General features: G+C 41.5%; 21 protein-coding genes. 6 read left to right on the forward strand and 15 right to left on the reverse strand.

The window, feature by feature from the left end; all coding sequences use genetic code 11:
• Positions 1 to 54 precede the first annotated feature (54 nt).
• Together CJD36_RS03480 and CJD36_RS03485 are read right to left on the reverse strand one after the other, a co-directional pair.
• Positions 55 to 555 (reverse strand): hypothetical protein, encoded by a 501-nt coding sequence (locus CJD36_RS03480; protein ID WP_105037703.1) that lies wholly within the window; start codon positions 553 to 555, stop codon positions 55 to 57.
• Positions 556 to 708: 153 nt separating this feature from the next.
• Entirely contained in the window at positions 709 to 948 is a 240-nt protein-coding gene (locus tag CJD36_RS03485) for a 4a-hydroxytetrahydrobiopterin dehydratase (RefSeq protein ID WP_105038051.1), read from the reverse strand.
• Between the two features lie 187 nt (positions 949 to 1,135).
• Here CJD36_RS03485 and CJD36_RS03490 point away from each other — a divergent pair, with 187 nt between their 5' ends.
• Positions 1,136 to 2,020 carry an AraC family transcriptional regulator gene (locus CJD36_RS03490; RefSeq protein WP_105037704.1) on the forward strand — a complete coding sequence of 295 codons (885 nt, stop codon included), beginning with the start codon at positions 1,136 to 1,138 and terminating at the stop codon, positions 2,018 to 2,020.
• 43 nt (positions 2,021 to 2,063) lie between these two features.
• On the forward strand, positions 2,064 to 2,450 hold the full coding sequence (locus CJD36_RS03495) for a DUF983 domain-containing protein (protein WP_105038052.1): 387 nt from the start codon (positions 2,064 to 2,066) through the stop codon (positions 2,448 to 2,450).
• On the opposite strand, the gene CJD36_RS03500 is transcribed toward CJD36_RS03495, so the two are convergent.
• From CJD36_RS03500 to CJD36_RS03550, 11 genes are all read right to left on the reverse strand, one after another.
• Positions 2,440 to 4,215 (reverse strand): sodium:solute symporter, encoded by a 1,776-nt coding sequence (locus CJD36_RS03500; RefSeq protein WP_240609284.1) that lies wholly within the window; start codon positions 4,213 to 4,215, stop codon positions 2,440 to 2,442. The two genes, CJD36_RS03495 and CJD36_RS03500, sit on opposite strands and share 11 nt — an antisense overlap.
• Before the next feature lie 46 nt (positions 4,216 to 4,261).
• Positions 4,262 to 4,675, reverse strand: a complete 414-nt coding sequence (locus CJD36_RS03505; RefSeq protein WP_133162473.1) for a DUF4190 domain-containing protein — start codon at positions 4,673 to 4,675, stop codon at positions 4,262 to 4,264.
• A gap of 21 nt (positions 4,676 to 4,696) precedes the next feature.
• A complete protein-coding gene (locus tag CJD36_RS03510) occupies positions 4,697 to 5,128 on the reverse strand; it encodes a DUF4190 domain-containing protein (protein ID WP_133162474.1) in 432 nt (143 codons plus the stop codon).
• Positions 5,129 to 5,264: 136 nt separating this feature from the next.
• Positions 5,265 to 5,720, reverse strand: coding sequence for a hypothetical protein (locus CJD36_RS03515; protein WP_133162475.1), 456 nt, complete (start codon positions 5,718 to 5,720; stop codon positions 5,265 to 5,267).
• A gap of 137 nt (positions 5,721 to 5,857) precedes the next feature.
• The gene (locus CJD36_RS03520; protein WP_105037709.1) at positions 5,858 to 8,338 is read right to left on the reverse strand and encodes a PIG-L family deacetylase; all 2,481 of its coding nucleotides are present in this window, start codon (positions 8,336 to 8,338) and stop codon (positions 5,858 to 5,860) included.
• A 154-nt stretch (positions 8,339 to 8,492) separates the two neighbouring features.
• Entirely contained in the window at positions 8,493 to 9,365 is an 873-nt protein-coding gene (locus CJD36_RS03525; protein WP_161499195.1) for a DUF2911 domain-containing protein, read from the reverse strand.
• Positions 9,366 to 9,463: 98 nt separating this feature from the next.
• Positions 9,464 to 10,096: a hypothetical protein gene (locus tag CJD36_RS03530; protein WP_105037711.1), complete on the reverse strand. Its 633-nt coding sequence runs from the start codon at positions 10,094 to 10,096 to the stop codon at positions 9,464 to 9,466.
• A gap of 160 nt (positions 10,097 to 10,256) precedes the next feature.
• Positions 10,257 to 11,150: a hypothetical protein gene (locus tag CJD36_RS03535; RefSeq protein WP_105037712.1), complete on the reverse strand. Its 894-nt coding sequence runs from the start codon at positions 11,148 to 11,150 to the stop codon at positions 10,257 to 10,259.
• A gap of 1 nt (position 11,151) precedes the next feature.
• Positions 11,152 to 11,952 carry an ABC transporter ATP-binding protein gene (locus CJD36_RS03540; protein ID WP_105037713.1) on the reverse strand — a complete coding sequence of 267 codons (801 nt, stop codon included), beginning with the start codon at positions 11,950 to 11,952 and terminating at the stop codon, positions 11,152 to 11,154.
• An 84-nt stretch (positions 11,953 to 12,036) separates the two neighbouring features.
• Entirely contained in the window at positions 12,037 to 12,681 is a 645-nt protein-coding gene (locus CJD36_RS03545) for an NADPH-dependent F420 reductase (RefSeq protein WP_105037714.1), read from the reverse strand.
• Positions 12,682 to 12,807: 126 nt separating this feature from the next.
• Entirely contained in the window at positions 12,808 to 13,668 is an 861-nt protein-coding gene (locus CJD36_RS03550) for an alpha/beta hydrolase (RefSeq protein WP_105037715.1), read from the reverse strand.
• Between the two features lie 205 nt (positions 13,669 to 13,873).
• Here CJD36_RS03550 and CJD36_RS03555 point away from each other — a divergent pair, with 205 nt between their 5' ends.
• The 4 genes from CJD36_RS03555 (at position 13,874) to CJD36_RS23820 (ending at position 17,211) form a co-directional block, all read left to right on the forward strand.
• Entirely contained in the window at positions 13,874 to 15,205 is a 1,332-nt protein-coding gene (locus tag CJD36_RS03555) for a sensor histidine kinase (RefSeq protein WP_105037716.1), read from the forward strand.
• Between the two features lie 120 nt (positions 15,206 to 15,325).
• Positions 15,326 to 15,904, forward strand: coding sequence for a LemA family protein (locus tag CJD36_RS03560; RefSeq protein ID WP_105037717.1), 579 nt, complete (start codon positions 15,326 to 15,328; stop codon positions 15,902 to 15,904).
• A gap of 27 nt (positions 15,905 to 15,931) precedes the next feature.
• Positions 15,932 to 16,390 carry a TPM domain-containing protein gene (locus tag CJD36_RS03565; protein WP_105037718.1) on the forward strand — a complete coding sequence of 153 codons (459 nt, stop codon included), beginning with the start codon at positions 15,932 to 15,934 and terminating at the stop codon, positions 16,388 to 16,390.
• A gap of 5 nt (positions 16,391 to 16,395) precedes the next feature.
• The gene (locus tag CJD36_RS23820; RefSeq protein WP_170067816.1) at positions 16,396 to 17,211 is read left to right on the forward strand and encodes a TPM domain-containing protein; all 816 of its coding nucleotides are present in this window, start codon (positions 16,396 to 16,398) and stop codon (positions 17,209 to 17,211) included.
• Positions 17,212 to 17,569: 358 nt separating this feature from the next.
• Here CJD36_RS23820 and pyrF read toward each other — a convergent pair whose 3' ends face one another.
• Together pyrF and CJD36_RS03580 are read right to left on the reverse strand one after the other, a co-directional pair.
• Positions 17,570 to 19,051 (reverse strand): orotidine-5'-phosphate decarboxylase, encoded by a 1,482-nt coding sequence (pyrF, locus tag CJD36_RS23635; protein WP_240609285.1) that lies wholly within the window; start codon positions 19,049 to 19,051, stop codon positions 17,570 to 17,572.
• A gap of 23 nt (positions 19,052 to 19,074) precedes the next feature.
• Positions 19,075 to 19,686, reverse strand: a complete 612-nt coding sequence (locus CJD36_RS03580) for a hypothetical protein (RefSeq protein ID WP_105037720.1) — start codon at positions 19,684 to 19,686, stop codon at positions 19,075 to 19,077.
• Between the last annotated feature and the right edge of the window lie 150 nt (positions 19,687 to 19,836).

Raw genomic sequence — 19,836 nt, forward strand, 5'->3', positions numbered from 1 at the left:
AAAAAAGAGCGCATCGACATGGTCAATGCGCTCATACTATTTATAGAAAACAGATTATTTTAAACCTGCCGCTTTAGAAGATTGCAGAGCTTTCATTGCTTCATTATAGTTCTTCCAGTTGGTGTTAGGGTTTGCCTGACGAAATGAACTTGGTATAACAACAGCTCTGAAAGTTACTGTTCCTGGATATGCTACTACTGAGTTATCTGTGTTGTAAACATATATGTCAAAATATCCTTGCCTGAAATTAAAAACTGTGGTTGTTTTACCATCCAAATCCGGCAGGTTGGTCCAGCCTAGTGAATTGTAAAATTTATACAGTTCGAACGAACCATAGTTGTAAACGTCAGCTGTCAGATTGGGGTCGCTAAACGTGGCAGAATAAGAAGTAGGATTGGTTGTGGTATTGGGGATCCATGTGCTAACTGTAAACGCATCCTCACCAATTACATTGGCATTTCCTGTAGGGCCTTGTGGTCCTACTGGTCCGGTCTTTGTGCAGCTTGCGGCAAACAATGATACTCCTGCAAATAATACGAGCATTAACTTCTTCATGATACTTAATTTTTATTGCCGTTCTTGCGGCGATTTATAATTGTTTGAAAATGGATAGATACTGAAACGCATCTGAAAGTAGCAGTTGCAAATTTAATGCCAAATCTATTTTTCGCAAAGGTATCTATCAGACCGTGATTTTTAAAGGGAAGTTTAAATAGTCCATAGCTTATCAATGTTAGCCGCAAGGCTTCTATCCTTTTCGGTCACAATATCTCCTTTGTCATGCGTATTCAACCATATCTCCAGTTTGTTGTAGGTGTTTTTCCAGGTCGGGTGGTGGTCGTGTTTTTCTGCCAGCAAGGCTACGCGTGTCATGAATGCGAATGCTTCGCTAAAATTCTTAAAGGTGTATGAATGGTATAACGTATTGTCTTTCTCTTCCCAGGCCATATTTTTTTTGCTTTTGGATATAAAGATAAAAAACATGCCGCACGGCAGTTAATTTAATTGCATCTGCTATAAAAAACAAACTTTATGCGTTTTTGGATACAGGAAAAATGACAACAATCAGTAAATAATACCATTAAAATGATGAAAAATACAATTGCTTAGTGAAACAGCGCTGTACCTTTGACATGTGAAACAAAAAGTAAAAAATACCATTCCAGTGTACGATATCTGCTCATTGCACGATGCAGATAACAATCATAAAGATGTTATTGCACAACCATTTGCCGAGTATCTGAAAATTCATCCTAACCTTCATTCATCACACAGGCATACATTTTATCACCTGCTTTTATTTATAAAAGGTGGCGGATATCACACAATAGATTTTGAACGTTTCCCTGTAAATGTGGGTCAAGTCTACTTTATGATACCGGGACAAGTTCATAGCTGGAATTTTGAGGGCGATATAGATGGATATGTGATCAATTTCTCAGAAGACATTTTTCGGAACTTCTTGCTAAAACAAGATTATCTGGAACAATTTAGCTTCTTTGGAGGAATAGCAAAAGACAGTGTAATAAACTTGCCGCAGCAAATAGCAACTACTGTAAGTGGCTTGTTTGCTGACATTATCTCCGACATCAATGTTTCGGATAGTTATCATGCAGATATTTTATGTGCCAGACTTATAGAAGTATTTATCACTGTAAGTCGGAATAGTCCAATAAATCATAAGCATGTACCTATACAAAACCAGTTGATATTGTTCAATTTTAGAAAACTCTTGAACACATATTTCGCTGAAAAGCGTTTGCCAAAGGAATACGCGGAGATGTTGTACATAACACCTAATCACTTAAATGCGTTGTGCAATGATCTTCTGGGTATACCGGCCGGAGAATTAATAAGAGATAGGGTACTACTTGAGGCAAAGAGATTGCTTGTAAATGTTGACGTTAGTATTAGTGAAATAGCTTACCAACTGAATTTTGCAGATAATTCATATTTCAGCAAATTTTTTAAAAAATATGCCGGTGTAACTCCGGAAGATTTCAGAAAAAGTTTTAAATAGCAATCATATGTGTGCTCAGCATTCAGAAAGTAAAAGAGGCCTAATGGCCAGTGTATTTACCAACAGGTGTCCCCGTTGCAGAGAGGGTAAATTATTTTCAGGCAGGAACCCGTATAACTTAAAAACAACAATGGATATGCCGGAACATTGCCCGGTATGCGGACAAGCATTTGAACTACAAACCGGCTTCTATTTCGGTACCGGGTATGTAAGTTATGGGCTTTCAGTTGGTATAATAGGTATGTTCTTTGCCGCATGCTTTGCTTTGAAGCTGATCTCGATCTATGACAATAGTGTAGTTTATTCTCTCATTGTAGTGTCTGTGGTTCTGGTGTTATTGCAGCCATTATTACAGCGTTTGTCAAGATCTATATGGATAGCTTTATTTGTGAGGTATGACAGGGATGCGCGTAAGCATATTATTCATTAACGACAGATGGCGGCCCCTTTTCCTTCAATATATCGGTGTAGTGTAATGCGCATATCATAACCACCAGCAGCGCACCAATAACGTTAAGCCAAAGGAAAGAAACAATATCGCAGATGTAAACTGTAATAACGATTGCTTCTGTGATAAGTGCAGCTGCAAAAACAAAGGTGCCCTTCACCTTTTTCATGTAGAAAGCTACAAGGAATATACCCAATATTGTTCCATAAAAAAGAGACCCGAGGACATTCACCGCCTCAATTAGTGACCCTAGCCTAGCCGCAAACATAGCCACGCCTATACAAAACAGTCCCCATGCAAGGGTATGCATACGTCCGTAGTGTAGTTCTTGCTTCTCTGTAATATCGCATCGCCCCCTTATGTGAATATCCATCAATGAAGATGCTGCAAGAGAATTAAGTGCAGCCGATATGGAGCCCCATGAGGCGAGGATGATTACGGCGAATAACAATCCTATTATCCCTACGGGCAATGAATGTTTGACGAAGTATAAAAAGATGTAGTTAGTATCATTTTTGTCGGGTGAATAATTACCGCTTGCTATTTTTTGTGCTACGGTATCTCTCAATGATCTTATTTGTTGTTGTGTATTTTTATATTCAAGTACAGTGTTGCCCGATGCCTTTCCAATTGCCTTTCGCTCATTTATTATAGCCAGAGATTGTTGCTCTTGCCGGCTGTGCAACCGATCATATCTACTTTGAAGAGCAGATGCTGTAACGTGTTCCTGCTGATTGAATTTTTCATAGGCACCGGGGTTAAAATATAACGGAGCAGGAAAAAAACTGTAAAAGGCGAAAACTAAAGCGCCTATGAGCAAGATCAGGAACTGCATAGGGATCTTAACCAGTCCGTTAAGTAAGAGCCCCAGCTTACCCTCAGTATTGTCTTTTGCACTAATGTACCTGCCCACCTGGCTCTGGTCAGTACCAAAGTAGGAGAGGGCAAGGAAGAAACCACCTATTATACCGCTCCATATGTTGTATTTATCTTTCCAGGAAAAGTCTGTAGTGATCACATTGAGTTTACCGGATTTCCCTGCTATGTAAAGTGCATCGCTCATATCTATTCCGCGCGGTAAGCGATGCACAACAAGATAGCCGGCAATGCCCATGGCGCTGAGAATGATGAGAAACTGCAGTTTTTGAGTATGTGCCACTGCCTTAGCACCTCCGGCATAGGTGTAGATCAGCAACAGTCCACCTGTAACTATATTGGCCAGATAGATATTCATCCCCAGTATCGACGACAATATGATAGCGGGGGCATAAATACTTATTCCTGTAGATAGTCCCCGTGAAAGGAGAAATAGAAACGAAGTAAGAAGTCGTGTCTTTTTATCAAATCTCTGCTCCAGATATTCGTATGCAGTATACACATTCTGCTTCCTGAAAATAGGAATGAAAGTAACACTGATGACAACCATGGCTATAGGTAGCCCAAAGTAATATTGTACAAAGCGCATACCATCTGTGTATGCCTGTCCTGGTGCCGATAAGAATGTAATAGCACTGGCCTGTGTTGCCATAATGCCCAGCAATACTATATACCAGGGCATTTGCTTATCGGCTAGCAGGTATGAGTGTGCGCTGCTCTGCCGGCGGCCTTTATATAGGCCATAAGCGATCATTGAAATTAATGTAAGAAATAGTACTATCCAGTCGGTGATGCTCATTGCCAGTAGCGGGTAAACCAAAGATAGAACACGATCTGTATAAATAGCACAGCCACTACAGCTATATACCAATTATTCCATTTGATTGGGTTCTTTGTGTTCACTTCTACACGGCAATTTAAATTGTAAACGCTATAATTATAGCAGCTATAAGAATTACCTGCAATGTACTGTAAGCACCTAATATTATACCCCACTTTGCACGGCTAAAATATTTATTTCTCCTGTCTGCACTCATAATTCCCAAAATAAGAGCTACTACTCCAAACGCAGGGAAAACAAGTAAACCTAAGATACCAAAGGTAAATGCTAGTTTGGCCTCTTTTTCGCGGTTGTGATATGGCTTATGCGGTTGGTTTCTATAAGTAGTTTTTTTGAAAAGAGTGTCTTCAGTTGTTACCGAATTTTGAGTAACCACTGTTAGATGGTTGTCTGTAGCTGCTTCAATATGTGATATTACCGGGAAAGCCGCAAAGCTATAATTACAGCAGGTCAACATTACAATCAATAAGGTGAATAAGCGAAGTTTCATATACATTTTGTTTTTATTAATCTAGATCATTGCAAGCAGTACGATGAAGAATATTACTACCGCCAACATTGCAGCTATCTCTAATGCTCCTAATATGAGTCCAATTACACCGAGCGAGCTGTAAGTGTTGCCCCTGTACGATCCTCTTATACCTAATATAAGCGCTGCAATGCCAAGTGGCCATATAAATATACCTACTATGCCGAATATTAATGCAAGTATGGCATCGGTCTCATTATTTTCGTGATAATGCCTGTCGCCGTGAGTATGAAAAAATTGCTTGACGACCGGCACGGCGCTGCTACCCATTCTGATTAACGGGTTTGTGCGCTTTGCTGCAATGGTAGTTGATGAGGCTTCAGCTGTTCTTTGAATCGGTTGAACAACGAAAGCAGCATGGCTAATGCTGCATGATAACAATAAGATCAACATCGATAGATATGCAAATTTCATGATCATTCGTGCTAATGAAGTATTATACAATAGGTTGTTCTTTGACTTACAGCAAATTGCGAGCCAAACTAATAAAAAAAGGAGGGAAACTGTTTTTATACAGTTTCCCTCCCTTTTATAATAGACTATCGTATTATTATAACAGAGCTAACAATGCAAGTATACCTAGTATAAGACCGATAAGTGCCAGCAACCTACAGCTATAGCCATGTCCTACGCCTATAGCACCAAATATTACGGCACCTATAGAAAACAAAAGGAACGGCAATGCCAGAAATGCTGAAAATGCAGCTATACCAAATATAAGGGCAAGTATGCCCGGCCATGCTGGTCCACCGCCTACTACTTCCACGTCGGGGTGGATAACTGACCTGATCTTCTGGAAGAAACTGAGGTGTTTTGCTTTTGCAACGGTTGTTGTTGCTGTAGCTGCTACTGCGTTGTTCTCATCTGATGTAACTGTATTGCTACTTGAAACTGCATGTGTGTTTTCGGTTGCTTCAGTATGTTTTACTGGGAAAGCCGCATAAGACACGTTCATACCTGCAAATGATACTAGCAAAAGGCAAAGAGTAATGATTCTGGTTTTCATAAAGTTTGTTTTTTGTGGTTAGTAATTTTCGTAACTCTTCTAATAAATGTGCCAACAAACCCTACCGCTACAATAAAAAAGGTTGCTTCGTTATTGAAGCAACCTTTTTTAAAGCACTCAAAATCAAATACTTATTCCTATTTACTTGCGCTGAGCATGTTCATAAACAACCTTATAGCTCCTTTATTACCTGCTGGCAACTGGCGCGAGAAAGATAGTGGAGTGTATATATAATTCCCCTTTCCAAGCTTTGTATACAGTGTGCCACCGGCCAATGGCTTTTCATTGGCATCATTCATGCTGAAAAGTGTACTGTATTTTTCATCCCATTTTACAGGGAAATACAGACCACGTTCCTGCACCCAACCTGCAAAATCTGCATCGGTGATGGTATTAGGGTAATTAAGTAGTTTCGCCTTCGGGTCTGTGAATGTGATCTTCGCATCTTCTTCCGTAACTCTTAACGTAGATAACGTGAGTGGGTAAGGGCCGATTTTGGTGGTGGCCATATCCTGCAGCGTATTATACTGCATGATAAGTGTTCCTCCATTCTCAGCATATTTAAATAATACAGGCAACCAATTACCTATCTTCTTCTCCACATTTACTGCACGTATACCTGTTACAATGGCATCGTACTTTCTAAGGCTGTTGGCATCTTTCAGGTCAGCATCCTTAAGTATATCCACCTGCAAGCCTGCTTCACGCAGTACACTTACTACAAGGTCACCCGCACCTTCTATATAACCTATTCTCTTCGCCGTCACTTTCCAATCACGGTGCAATACTTTGGCGTAAGGCGTGGTAAAATATTGAAGAGTAGGTATATGATTATATTGGATCAAATGCTGTGAGCGGATGTAACCGTTGATGCCATCCTCTTCTCTTGCCATTGCGTAGATATAAAACTCTTTATCTACAGATGACGGAATACTTGCAGCTTTGATATGCACGGAGATCATTGTATCTGTATTAGCAGCAATATTTACATGTTGAAACGACACAAGTACCGAATTGCTGTTCGAAATATAAAGCGTGCCATTCTTTAGCTCTTTCTCGGCATGTAGTTTTACAATTGCGTCTACAGATCCATCAGCATTAGCAATGATCAGGTTACTAACAAACGACAAGTCAACCTTTGGTACTATTCTCGATTGCTCAACTACGTCTCCCTTAACAGGGTCAAGCTTTTTAAAAGATAGAGGGACATTAACCTTGAATGTTTCATCACCGATCATTAGAGATAATACTGCATTCAGCTTGTTAGGTGTTTCTGGCTGTCCTAACACGCCATTAGAAGGAATGCTAAACGCGCCCGGATTCTTAGGCGTTTCTGATAACCAATATGGCTCTGTTAATGGTGTACTTTCGGGAATAGTGATGTTATGTTCGTATTTGATTAGCGAATCATTATTGATGTTCTTCTCAATTACCGTTTTCTCTTCACCTACCCACGTTATATTCTGCAACGTAACCGGGGTAGCAGAGCGGGCGATAACTTGCATGGTAAACGGAACGGTTGTTCCCGTCACTGCCTGCGGTTGTTTGGTATACAATTCTGCCATAAACCCGGTACAATCCAATATTACTTTGTCCAGTTCCGCCAACTTCTCCATTCTCCAGTATGCATCTTTCACCGTGCATATTTTCTTACGCAGAGTCAATAATGCAGGTATACTTGCATCGGGATGGCGGAAGTTAAAAGCCTTAAGGATAACTTTAAGATCATCCCCAATGTCTTTCCTTCCCACACGGCCCCAGGTAATGTCTATGCCATCAAATAATGACTCGGTAACCGGTTCACCATCTACCAACTTAAAGTACTCGGTCTGTACTCCCGGTACACTGGGAGTACCAGCGCCCTGGCTCTTATGCACACTTCTGCTTGCACCCGCAAGTTCACCTGTACTCATACCTAGAGTAGATGAATAGTCACCTACAGTTATTTTCAATTGACTCTCAGACGTAGTATTCCTATCGCCAAACTTGTATGTATTCCAAAAAATACGTTTTGGTTGCCATGGTTTGCAATACATCAATTGATCAGCATATTTAGAACCGTCACCTGAAGCCTTGAATGCATTTTCTGCAATTATAGCAGATGCCGCGTGTTGTCCGTGTCCGGCCAGTGTATCCGGCGGAAAACGGCAGATGACCACATCAGGGCGGAACTTACGCATTACCCACACAGCATCTCCCGTCAGTATCTTTTCGTCCCAATGTTTAAATGTTTCCTGGTAGCTTTTGGAAAAGCCAAAGTCAATGGCGCGTGAGAAAAATTGTTCCGCACCATCTAGTTTTCTTGCTTCCATCAGCTCATGAGTACGAATAAGGCCCAATGCCTCTCCTTGCTCACTACCCAATATGTTCTGCCCGCCGTCGCCACGGGTAAGCGACAAATAAGCGGTACGAATATTCTTATCATTGACCAGCCATGCCAGCAAGCGGGTATTCTCGTCATCGGGGTGGGCAGCTACGTACAGAACATTCACCAGGTGGCGCATTTGCGCTATCTCATGATATATTTTATCCGAACTGGCAGGACGAACTTGTTGTGCATTGCCCGTTACAGCCACTCCGGCTGCGAGACAAGTAAGAATGGAAAGCCTTTTGAGCATTGGTAGTGTTGTGTTATTGGTCAAACGTCACGCCTAAGCGTATCATGTCAACCAAATATTGTTCAAAAAAGTATACCCTTTAGTAAGACAAAAGATTTGGCGATACCCAACGGGAGTATCACCAAATCTGATGTTCTATAATATTGCTATGTGTTTAGTAAGTCTTCTTATCTGTGCCGAATTCACCCTTCTGAATTTCATTGATCAGCTTGGTATTGTTGTGTATGTATTCAGCCTCAAATGAAGAACCCTTTGCAGTTTCCATTGATTTTTTTGCTGCTTCAATTGCCTTTTCATTGTGGTGCAGTTTCTTTTCTATACGTGCTTTCAACCACCACATGTAAAAAGCCTTTGGATCTTGCTCTAACGCTTTTGTTACATATTCCGAAGCCAGATTAAGGTTGGTGTTGTTCTCATTATAGTAGTTAGCTACCTGGAAGTAAGGGATGGTAGTGTGATTGATAGCCTTATCAATGCTGCTTGCTATAGCATCTGCATTTAGCGCTTTTACAGGAATTTGTAACCTTGTGCGCTCCCACATAAGTTCCAGTTTGCAAGTGTTGTAAGTAAGATCGGTAATATTGATCGTAAATGTCTGGCACATACCTTCCATACGTATGGCCTTCACATTGAAACGCAATACATCTGTTTCTTTACTATAGCCATCCGCACCCCAGTTACCTGTGCCGGTGTTCAAAATAACTTCCCAGCTTTCTTTGCCCGGAATGGTATACAATGCATATTCACCTGCTTTTACTTTGTTACCCATGATCTCTACATCTTCACCAAACTTTACCTTGGTTGCAGAGTTGGCACCGGTACGCCATACATTTCCATACTGCACCAGGTCTCCAAATATCTTGCGGTTACGCATTGATGGACGGCTGTAAGTGATGTCAATGCTCGAAGTAGCAAACTCCTGAGATACCTTAGCGGTAGGACTCAGAGAAGGTAGTTTAAGTCCACCCTGTGCAAAAGTGGTAACAGTGGCAGCTATTAGCATTGCCGATAGTAGTAATCGTTTCATGAACATGTGTGTTTTAAGATGCGTGAAATTACGAAGTATGTTTGTTTATTTGACTTGATTCATTCAATAAGGGTATTGGCGTTGCAGACAAATACTACTTATGCATCTTCCTTTCTTATGTTATCCCAGCTTGTATCCATATAACTCTGCCATAGTAACCAAAGCATTGCAGAGGAAAGAAGCACAAATGTTAGCTTTAGCCACCATATATCTAAAGCGAAATAGTGGCCAATTCCTAGTGTGAAAGGGATCAGCATTGCGAGTAAAGATTTCAGTACTTTACCGCCGTTCTGCTTGGCCTGCTCCATCGAAGAGAATGGTAATTGCCTGAAACTGATTCGAACCAAGCAGGTAGACAACAGCAAAACATTCAGTAGAGCAAGTAGGATGTCGGGTAAAACTCCCCATCCCCATATCCACAACACGAAAACAGTAATGAGTGTAAAGAACGGCAGGAATAGTTTTACACAAAGTGCCTTAAATGCGCCTATCATTATGTGCCCGGGGGTAGTTACCGGAGAGGCATAAAAAACCCAGGTGGCCTTATATTGATCTGATACGATCAAATAATTCATGCCGCTGATCAACACATAAGAAGACATGTATAGCAGCAACAGATATTTTGACGTAGATGGAAGCGCAGCTATAGCTTCAGGTATAGACTTACCACCTTGCGTAAGTAGATAGATAAAATAAATAGGGATGAACGCATAGGAAGGGTACACCCTCATACGGAACGTACGGCTGCGCGACGTTTGTAACCACGCAAGTATGAAACCCGCTTTTGCCGCATCACCCCTGTTGAAAATGTTGGCCAGTAACAGGTATAGTTTGCTTGCTTTTACGCTTTTCCCATTTGCTTTTTTCGCGGGTGCGCTTACTTCCGCACCATCAATACCTTATCTTCCTCGAGAACTCAGGAGCCAGCCAACGAACCAAAATATAGATACAAACCAATGGTACAGCCAAACCCAACACCGCCAATAACATACTGCCGCCTAGTGTAAGCGGATAGCCGATAAGCGACCAATAAGTGGCTAGCCAATAAGTAGGTACAAAGTGAACCCATTGATAATCAGCTGCTCGTAGTGTGCTATTTGTATCAAAAGAAAACATCTGTTGTGGGCGCAAATAAACAATGGCAAAAAATATCACTGATGAAATGACCTGGAAATAACTGATGACATCCTTAAATCGTTCCGCCTTGACAAATTTTAGAATGATAAGATAAACACCATTCACCGCAAACAAACCCATAAACACCATCAGTATCAATGGTAATGGAAATAACAATGCCGATCGCCACCCATCAAGATAAGCAAGTGATGCCCATGCAGCCAGCGACATGGGTATTACCATCCGCAACACATAAATAAACACGTGTAGCAGTTTAGCCAGCACTAACGTCCGGTCATTGATGGGACGTGGGAACAATGTGTACTTATCACGGTTGTCAAACAGGGCATTAGAAAAGTCTGTGATCAAAGTGAGTGTTATCATCAACAGCAGCAGCGTAAAGTACAAAGCCATGGATATGACCCTATCACTGATCACATAAACGGGTATAGCATAAAAGCACCCCATCATAGTGAACATAAATGTGTGGATAAGCGTGCCGTGCTTAACATCCTTCTTTTGCGCCTGCCTTCTGCCAAACCCTATTGGCCTGCGATTGTCTATCATTAACCGCATGTTCAGAATGGCGGTTAACTGGTCGGTGTCTGCACCCAAAATGCGCCATAGCGGAGCCGGCAACATAGCCAGCCATAGAAACAGCTTGTTCATTTTAGTTTTCGGTATTTATAGAGTGAGTATCCCTGTCATTCATAGCAGCAGCAAGGTCATCTGCCTTTTGCATAAAGTCACCGTTCGATGTGAGTCTTGAGAATATCTGTTCCAGGTTGTCGCTATTACTCTGTTTCAACTCTTCTATTGTGCCGTCAGCTATAATAGTACCCTTGTCTATCAATATGATACGGTCCGATACCTTCTCCACAACATCCATCATGTGCGAGCAATAGAAAATAGTTTTACCTTCTGCTTTCAGGGCCTGCAATAATTCCTTTACCAATATCACAGCGTTGGCATCCAACCCTGAAAGCGGTTCATCCATAAACACAATAGTAGGGTTGTGCAACAGCCCAGATGTGATCAGTACCTTTTGCCACATCCCTTTTGAAAAGCTATCCATTCGCTGGTCAATGTTCTCCAGCAGTCCAAATGAATTAAGCATCTTGGTAGTGCGGTCATTAATAACCTCGTCCGATAGCTTATACAATTTACCAATAAAGGTCAGGTACTCGCGCAGGGTAAGCAGGTCATAAAGTTCAGCCAGTTCGGGAATATAGCCCACCTTACTTTTTACTTCCAGCACATGGTCCTTAATGTCCTTTCCCATCACGGTCACCGTTCCATCGTAATCCTGTATTATACCGCACAATATCTTCACAGTGGTAGATTTTCCTGCACCATTGGGGCCTATGTATCCGATTATCTGACCGGGATTTACATCAAGATCAATGGTATTGAGTACAATTTTGTCGCCATATCTCTTACTGAGGCCCTTAATTGATATTATTGGTGTCATAACCTGAAGTCAAAAGTTAGTATTGGATTGGATTCACTATTAAATAATAAAGGTAAGCGATTTGCTTACCTCTAATATATATAATTACATTTTCATCAACTTGAATGCGTGTGTCCATTCTCCTTTCTGTAACCCAGGTATACACCACAGCATACACAGCGGTTCAATAGCACGGGCGCTGGTATCTTTACCCATATCCAGTGTTTCCCAGCCAAACTCGTCCAGCAGGTCTGTCACCTCTTTTTTAGCGCCCATGTTATTGCCGCAAATAAACATGCTTGGCTTCTCGGTAAACTTAGGGTCTACCATAAACGCACTGCCAACGCTATTAAAAGCTTTTACAAAATGGATCTCAGGAAACTGTGTTTGCAGTCTTTCCATCAACGATTCATCCATTGTAGTAAAGTACTTCAATACACCGTTTTCAGGTGGAGCATCTGCAATAGGATTAGTAGTGTCTATAACCGTCTTTTGCTGCATGTTTTGTGGACCGGCAGCTTCCAGTACTTCAGCAGCAACCTTTCCTTTCACCGCCAGTACAACTATGTCACCAAATTTTGCTGCATCTTCAAATGAGCCAACATAGCCGTGCTCCCCGGCTTCTTCTTTCCAGTTTTTCAATTTATCTGCATCTCTGGTGCCAAGCATTACTTCGCAATTATGATTTAAAAAGCCATAACCCAATACACGTGCTACCTGTCCGGAACCTATAATTCCTATTTTTTTCATGGTTATATTTTTTGGAAAATTAGATGGAAAACATCAATCAAAAAAACGTGCCTGCATTTATCTTTTTTATAGAGATATTGTTTTCATCGCAATTTATTTACCTATAGCAACACCTACAACGCTAAACTAAAGGTATTGTTTTAGCCAAGCCGCAACAACACCTCTTGATTCTATCCAGCGTTGTTGATTCCACCCATGCCCGTTGCCTATCCACGAAAGATAAATTGACGGTACGCCTCTTGCTAGTAATGAATCCTGAAGCGCTAAAGATTGCGATGCATGCACAAGTGAATCTGCTGTGCCTTGCATAATAAGTGTCGGCACTGCACCGGCCAGGTGATATATAGGGCTGGCATTATGCCATCGGTTGTCATTATAGGTATAAGGTCCCAGCATGGCTTCAATGAACGCTCCTAATTGACCGTTTACCACATCTCCCCGGGTAAAGTCTACCGGGCCAAAGCAATCGACGACTACCTTTATTCTTCCGTCGCTGTTGCGAGTATAAGCGTATTCTAGTGCAAGATGTGCACCTGAGCTGCGACCAAACAAGCAGACCTTTGCCGGATTTACATGCCAGTTTTCTGCATTATTATTGATATAGTCGAGCACCGATCCAATATCATCAAGCGCTGCAGGGTAGGGGTATTTGTCCGTTAATCGGTAGTTCATGGAAATGACAGCACAATTCCTGGTCGTAAAAAACGTATCCATACCAAGGTTATTAAAGTCCTCTTTACTCCCTCCCGACCATCCACCACCATGTATGAATATCACCACACCTGTAGTATTTATATCCGAGTTGCCAGGTAAAGTCAGGTCGAAGGTTTGTTGATTTGAATCCGGACCATATACCAGTCCGGGATAAGAATTGAACAGTTTAGCGGCTCTCGCAGGTTCTAATGGGGCTACTATTGCACTTTTATGGGTGCATGAAATGTTAAAAAAGATGAAATAGCATAGAATAAATGCTGTAAACTGTCTCATCGCATGGTTTGGATTATAAACGTTGGTTAAGACTATATATTTTTGAAGGGGACAAAATATTTATTTAGTCAATAGATGCTAATCGTGAATTGATAGTTAGGCAAACAAAAAGCTTTTATGTAATCAATTTTTTGTGTTGAGTATCATTTATTAAATAATTATCAGTCTTCGGCTATAAATTCGTCGTGTTGATCGGGAGAGAAATATGAATAAATCGCTAAAGAAAAACTGGATTAGGCTTACGGGTGACAGAGCGGAGTATTCCATGGAGAATAGGGCGTTCAATTTCATAAGTGTTGTCACTTTTATAACACTGATATTCATGTTCATATTCGATGTGTTTATCGAACAGTGGACCATGTGCGTCGTTATTGCAGGGCTCGTAATCGTCCAATCTTTTCTTTATTACAATTCACTTTTCAAAAAGCAATACAAAAAGGAGATCATCGTTTTTGCAATAGTCAGCTATATAGGCGTCCTGATGAATTATTTCAATAATTCAGGCACGTTGGGGCCATCGCTGTTCCTTTTATTCCTTACGCTTCAGTTTTTGCTTACTGTATCTCCTTCTAAGTACAACCGGCTGTGGATCATTGTGCATATTTTGGTGGCCACAATTCTTATATGTACTGAATATTATTACCCGGACTTGGCTCCCAATACCTACTCAACCCGGTTCGACAGGTATTTTGATATTCTTTCAACATTTGTCGCCTGCATTCTTTTTGTACACTTTATTACCGCCTATCTTAAAAGGTATTACACAAATGAGAGAAGAATATCGCAGGAAAGGCTTTCAGCCATCTTAAAACAGAATGAACATATACTGCAACAAAATGTGGAGCTGGAGCGCTTGAATGACGAAAAGAACAAGATGTTCTCTATCATATCACATGACCTCAGATCACCGGTAGATTCTATAAGAGGCTACCTTGAAGTGCTGTCCAATAATATTTTAGATCCCTACGAAAAGAAAGAAATAGAAGTGGAATTATTGGGGCAGGTGAAATATACTTCCGACCTCTTGCAGAATCTCCTATATTGGTCAAAGACTCAGATGAAGGGCGTAAACGTGAAGTTGGTTGCATTGAAACTGATCGACATGGTAGACGATGCCAGAAACTTTAAACTCGCCGGCGCGGCTAAGAAGGAAATTAAAATGACCTATTCCATCGGCAGAGATATTGAGGTTATTGCCGATAAAGATATGCTGAAGATAGTTTTGCGTAATCTGGTTATGAACGCAATTAAGTTTACTCCTGTCGGCGGCGAAATTGCTATCAGAGTGGTTAAAGAAGATGAAATGGCGATTATATCAGTTAAGGATACAGGTATAGGTATTCCTAAAGAAAAGCAACAAGAGATATTCACACTGCGTTCAGGTTCTACATTTGGTACAAATGACGAGAAGGGTATTGGACTTGGACTTGTATTATGCAAAGAATTTATAGAGTATCAGAAAGGAAAGATATGGTTTGATAGTATTCCCGGCAGCGGCACTACATTCTATATATCCTTACCTCTATCTAAGTTGTGATCGCTTCTATGTCTTTACCTGCTTCCCGCCAATTATTACCGATAAATTGTGATAATTCGCCGACAGACATACATAACATGTAGTATTCCCTTAGTACTTTTGACAAAAATTATAAACAAAATGAAAGGATTGTATATTTTCCTCGGCATTGTAGTAATGTTAGTATTAATGGGTGGTTGCAGCTATAATGGCATGAACAGCAGCCGCGTAGTAGTAGACCAGAAATGGGCTGATGTACAAAGTAGCTATCAGCGTCGTTCTGACCTTATACCTAACCTTGTAGAAGTAGTAAAGGGAGTGGCTGATTTTGAAAAAACAACGTTGACTCAGGTTATTGAAGCAAGAGCAAGTGCATCGTCAATTAAAGTAGATCCTAAAGATCTTACTCCTGAAAAACTGAAAGAATTCCAGGCTTCACAGGGCCAGTTGAGTCAGGCTTTAGGCCGTTTAATGGTTGTATCTGAGCAATATCCTCAGTTGAAGGCCAACGAAAACTTCAAGCAGTTACAGGATCAGCTGGAAGGAACTGAAAACAGGATCAAAACAGCACGTGATGCATTCAACGAGGCGGTAACTGGTTATAACATACAGGTTACATCATTCCCTAAGAATTTGTTGGCAGGCATGTTTGGCTTCAAAGAAAGAGCTATGTTCCAGGCAGACCCTGCAGCACAGAGCGCTCCAAAGGTTAAGTTCTAATTATTCTCTAAGTAATCAATTGGTTATATGTTTTCATTATTCAGAAAGAAGGCTTTGCTGGACAAGCAGGTGCAGAAAAGAATAGAGGCCACCATTAGCGAGGCCGAAAGCAAAACCAGTGGTGAAATACGAGTCTTCATTGAAGGTAAGTGCAACACCTCCGATCCCATGGACAGGACAAAAGAGATCTTTGCTCAATTGGAAATGCATAAAACAGTTGCCCGAAATGCAATATTGGTTTATGTGGCCATGGAGGATAAGAAGTTTGCCCTTTACGGAGACAAGGTGATATATGAACTGGCAGGTGGTTCACTCTTTTGGGAGAAAGCGGCTGCAAGGCTTACAGGTCACCTCAGAAAAAATGAAATAACAGATGGACTGTGTAATTGTATTCTGGAACTGGGTACAGCACTTGCAGCTCAATTCCCTGCAGATCCTGATACGAAGAGAAATGAGCTGTCAGACGAAATAGTATTTGGTAAATGAAAAACATGATCAACAAATCGGTAGTCCGTTTACTGGTACTAATAGTTGCATTCCTGGTTGCAGGGTTTAATGTTATGGCTGAGGATAAAGTTTATCCCGATAAACCTAACCCGGAAAGACTGGTCAATGACTTTGCGCATGTATTGAACGAAGGCCAGATAAACGACCTGGAAAGTAAGCTGGTAGATTTTGCTAATACAACATCTACCCAGATAACTATCGTGACGATCTCCAATCTTGGTGGACACGATATCTCTGAATACTCTGTTCACCTGTTTAATGAATGGGGGCTCGGACAGGCCGGAAAGAACAACGGTGTACTTATACTCCTTACACTTGATGACGGCTACGGCAAAAAACGCGAGTGGACTACTGTAGGTAAAGGACTTCAAGGCGTACTTACAGATGCCAAAACAGGGCAGATATTCAGAAATGAAATGGTGCCAGCTTTTAAGGTCAATGACTATTACACAGGCCTTGCAAAAGGCGCGGATGCCATAATAGCTGTTACAAAAGGTGAATATAGCGCCGATGGTAGTGAACCGCACAAACGCAAGAAATCGGGTAGGGGATTCATCATTGTCATTATCATCTTCGGTGTTATGATCCTTGCTACGCGTAACAGGCGTGGTGGCGGTGGCGGTGGCGGACGCGGCGGTGGTGGTGGTTTCGGCGACTTGGCCACTGGCCTGTTACTCGGCAGCATGCTGAATGGCGGACGCGGTGGAGGAGGTGGATTTGGTGGCGGAGATAGCGGCGGCGGTTTCGGTGGCTTTGGCGGTGGCAGCACCGATGGCGGTGGCGCTGGCGGAAGTTGGTAATAAAAATTAAATGATAATATAAAAGGCAATTGCCTAATAAGATATAAAGTAAAATGGCTACCACTAGGGTAGCCATTTTACTTTTAGACTATTGGATGTTCATTATAATACCAATTATACAGCAAAGTACGGCACGAATCATGTCATTGCCCCGTTAGGCGGCAAAAAGCTTTGTAGCATATTGACCAACTCTCTTACGCAGCGCCCTGTAGGGTCGCAACAATTATAGCTGTGCCTGTTTTTGATGTCTAATCGGTATAAAGACATTTTTTACGTGTATCAACCACTCTCTTCTTTTGAAAGTGGCAAATTACTGATATGTATTGGGTATCGACCCTATAGCTCACCCAGGTTTCCACTAAAAAAACACACTCATCTCCTTCTGGTACTGCACCGCTGCATCATGCGCCTTATCAGCAAACGACTCATCATTGGCTACGTAAATAATGCCGCGCGACACATTGATCAATACACCACCATCTTCATTCATGGTATTGCGGCATACGGTATCAACATCACCACCCTGCGTACCTACACCTGGCACAAGGAAGAAATGATGGGGTAGTAATGCCCTTACCTCCTGCAGTTGCTCTTTGCGGGTAGCACCTATCACAAACATGATGTTTTCTGGCGTTCCCCACGATGCTACAGTTTTCAATACCTTCTGATACATCAACTCATCACCACTTGGCTGTAGCTGAAAATCTGCACTGCCGGCGTTAGAGGTCAGCCCCAACACAATAGCCCATTTATCTTCAAACTTCAGGAATGGCTGCACACTGTCACTACCCATGTAGGGTGCCACGGTAACGCTATCAAATGGATAGGTATGAAAGAACGTTCGGGCGTATTGCTCGGATGTATTACCTATATCCCCACGTTTGGCATCCGCTATGGTAAAAATATCCTTGGGTATATAGTTAAGTGTTTTCTCCATGCTTATCCAACCCTTCAAACCCTGTGCCTCATAAAAAGCTGTGTTTATCTTATAAGAAACCGCCTGATCTTTGGTTGCATCTATAATAGCCTTGTTGAATGCAAACACAGGGTCTTCCTCTTTCAGCAAATGAGCTGGTATTTTAGTAAGATCGGTATCCAACCCTACACACAACACTGATTTTTTACTGAAGATATTTGCTTTTAACTGCGCCCTGTTCATGATAGCTGTATTGTACTTTTTTTGGTTTTTGTATAGATTATCGGTAATGGAAAACGACTTTGTCTCTATTTGGTCCCGGTTATCTCGCACCATCCTGATATCAAAAGTAAGCCTACCTTTTGAAAACTCACCTTTTCCCACACAAGCAATATACGATGGACATGCAGGTATCTCAGTGAATGTGTACTCCATTTTCTGAAGAGTATGGACATTCTCTATAGTCATGCAATAATTGTCGGTAAAGTAGGCTATCAGGTGATTGGTCCTGTCAAATGCAAACACATTTTCGCGCCTGTAAAAGTTATTTGTACCAACAATAAAGTAGACATGTTTGCTACAATTATTGCCGCCACAGCCATTGCGCAGAGCAATTACCTTTTCAGAAGACCATTCATATTTGGGTATTGCTGCTTTAGGAAAACTACACTCAATATCATCCCTCCACCTGGTTTGCCATGTGCCATTGCCAACAATTAGGCCATAGGTTGTATCGTACTTCACATACTTCACAAATGCACCCGTTGCCACGTCTGCGGTATCATGCGGCATACATTTGGTTACGTCTTTTTCTACAGGAATTAATGTACTACCGGAATCCACATTTTGATTGGCACCACTTTGTAATTGATTACATGATGTAATACCTGCAGCAATGACCAGAAAGGCAAATAGTAGTTTCATGTAATAATATCAGGTACGCGTAATTAAAGCTTCCAGGTCATTTTATTGCCGGATGACGCATTGTCCTCATCTTCATCATAACCGGGATTGCCTACTTCATTTATCTTTACTTTGGCCTTTTCCACTGGTAGGCTAATTCCCGATACATTCAGCATATGGCGTTGTTCCAGTGTGTCAATTGCAGCAGAGCGCTCCAGGTGCATACCCAGTATTTCCTTTATATCCTTACCGGCCTGGTGTAGTATCTCATTTTTCAATCTTATTACCCGTGCCATACGAGCAATTACCAGGAATAGAATAACACCAACAGCTACTATACCATATCCCGCCAACAGGAAATTATTGACATTTGGTCCACCCAGCCTATTGCTGATCTCCGGAGTATGATAGATGGTACTGCCAACTGTAAACGGATAAATGGTGTGCATCATTACCATAAAAGCAATGCCCGCAAGAAATATAGCATAGCAAAGTATCTCTGTAATTATTAGAGTGGTAGTACTGATAAGCCTTTGAGCAGCGGGTTTGCGCAGAGAAGTGCCCAATGGGTCAAGAATTTCCATCTGCTCCCGTATCATTATACACTCTTCCCTGAATTCCTGCATGAGATCATCTCTCAACGTAGTCAATGCCATCTAGCCCGTTATTGGTTTGCTGCAAATATAAGGTTTGATGACCCCCTGCAACTTACACGCTTTCCACATGGTGTGGGAAAGTAGGTAGAAAAATAATGTTCTTTCAAGTCAAAAAATCATTATATTTTGTGTATTATTCATCCTTCTGAA

It is taken from the genome of Flavipsychrobacter stenotrophus, assembly GCF_002954265.1.
In the GTDB taxonomy this organism is placed as follows: domain Bacteria; phylum Bacteroidota; class Bacteroidia; order Chitinophagales; family Chitinophagaceae; genus Flavipsychrobacter; species Flavipsychrobacter stenotrophus.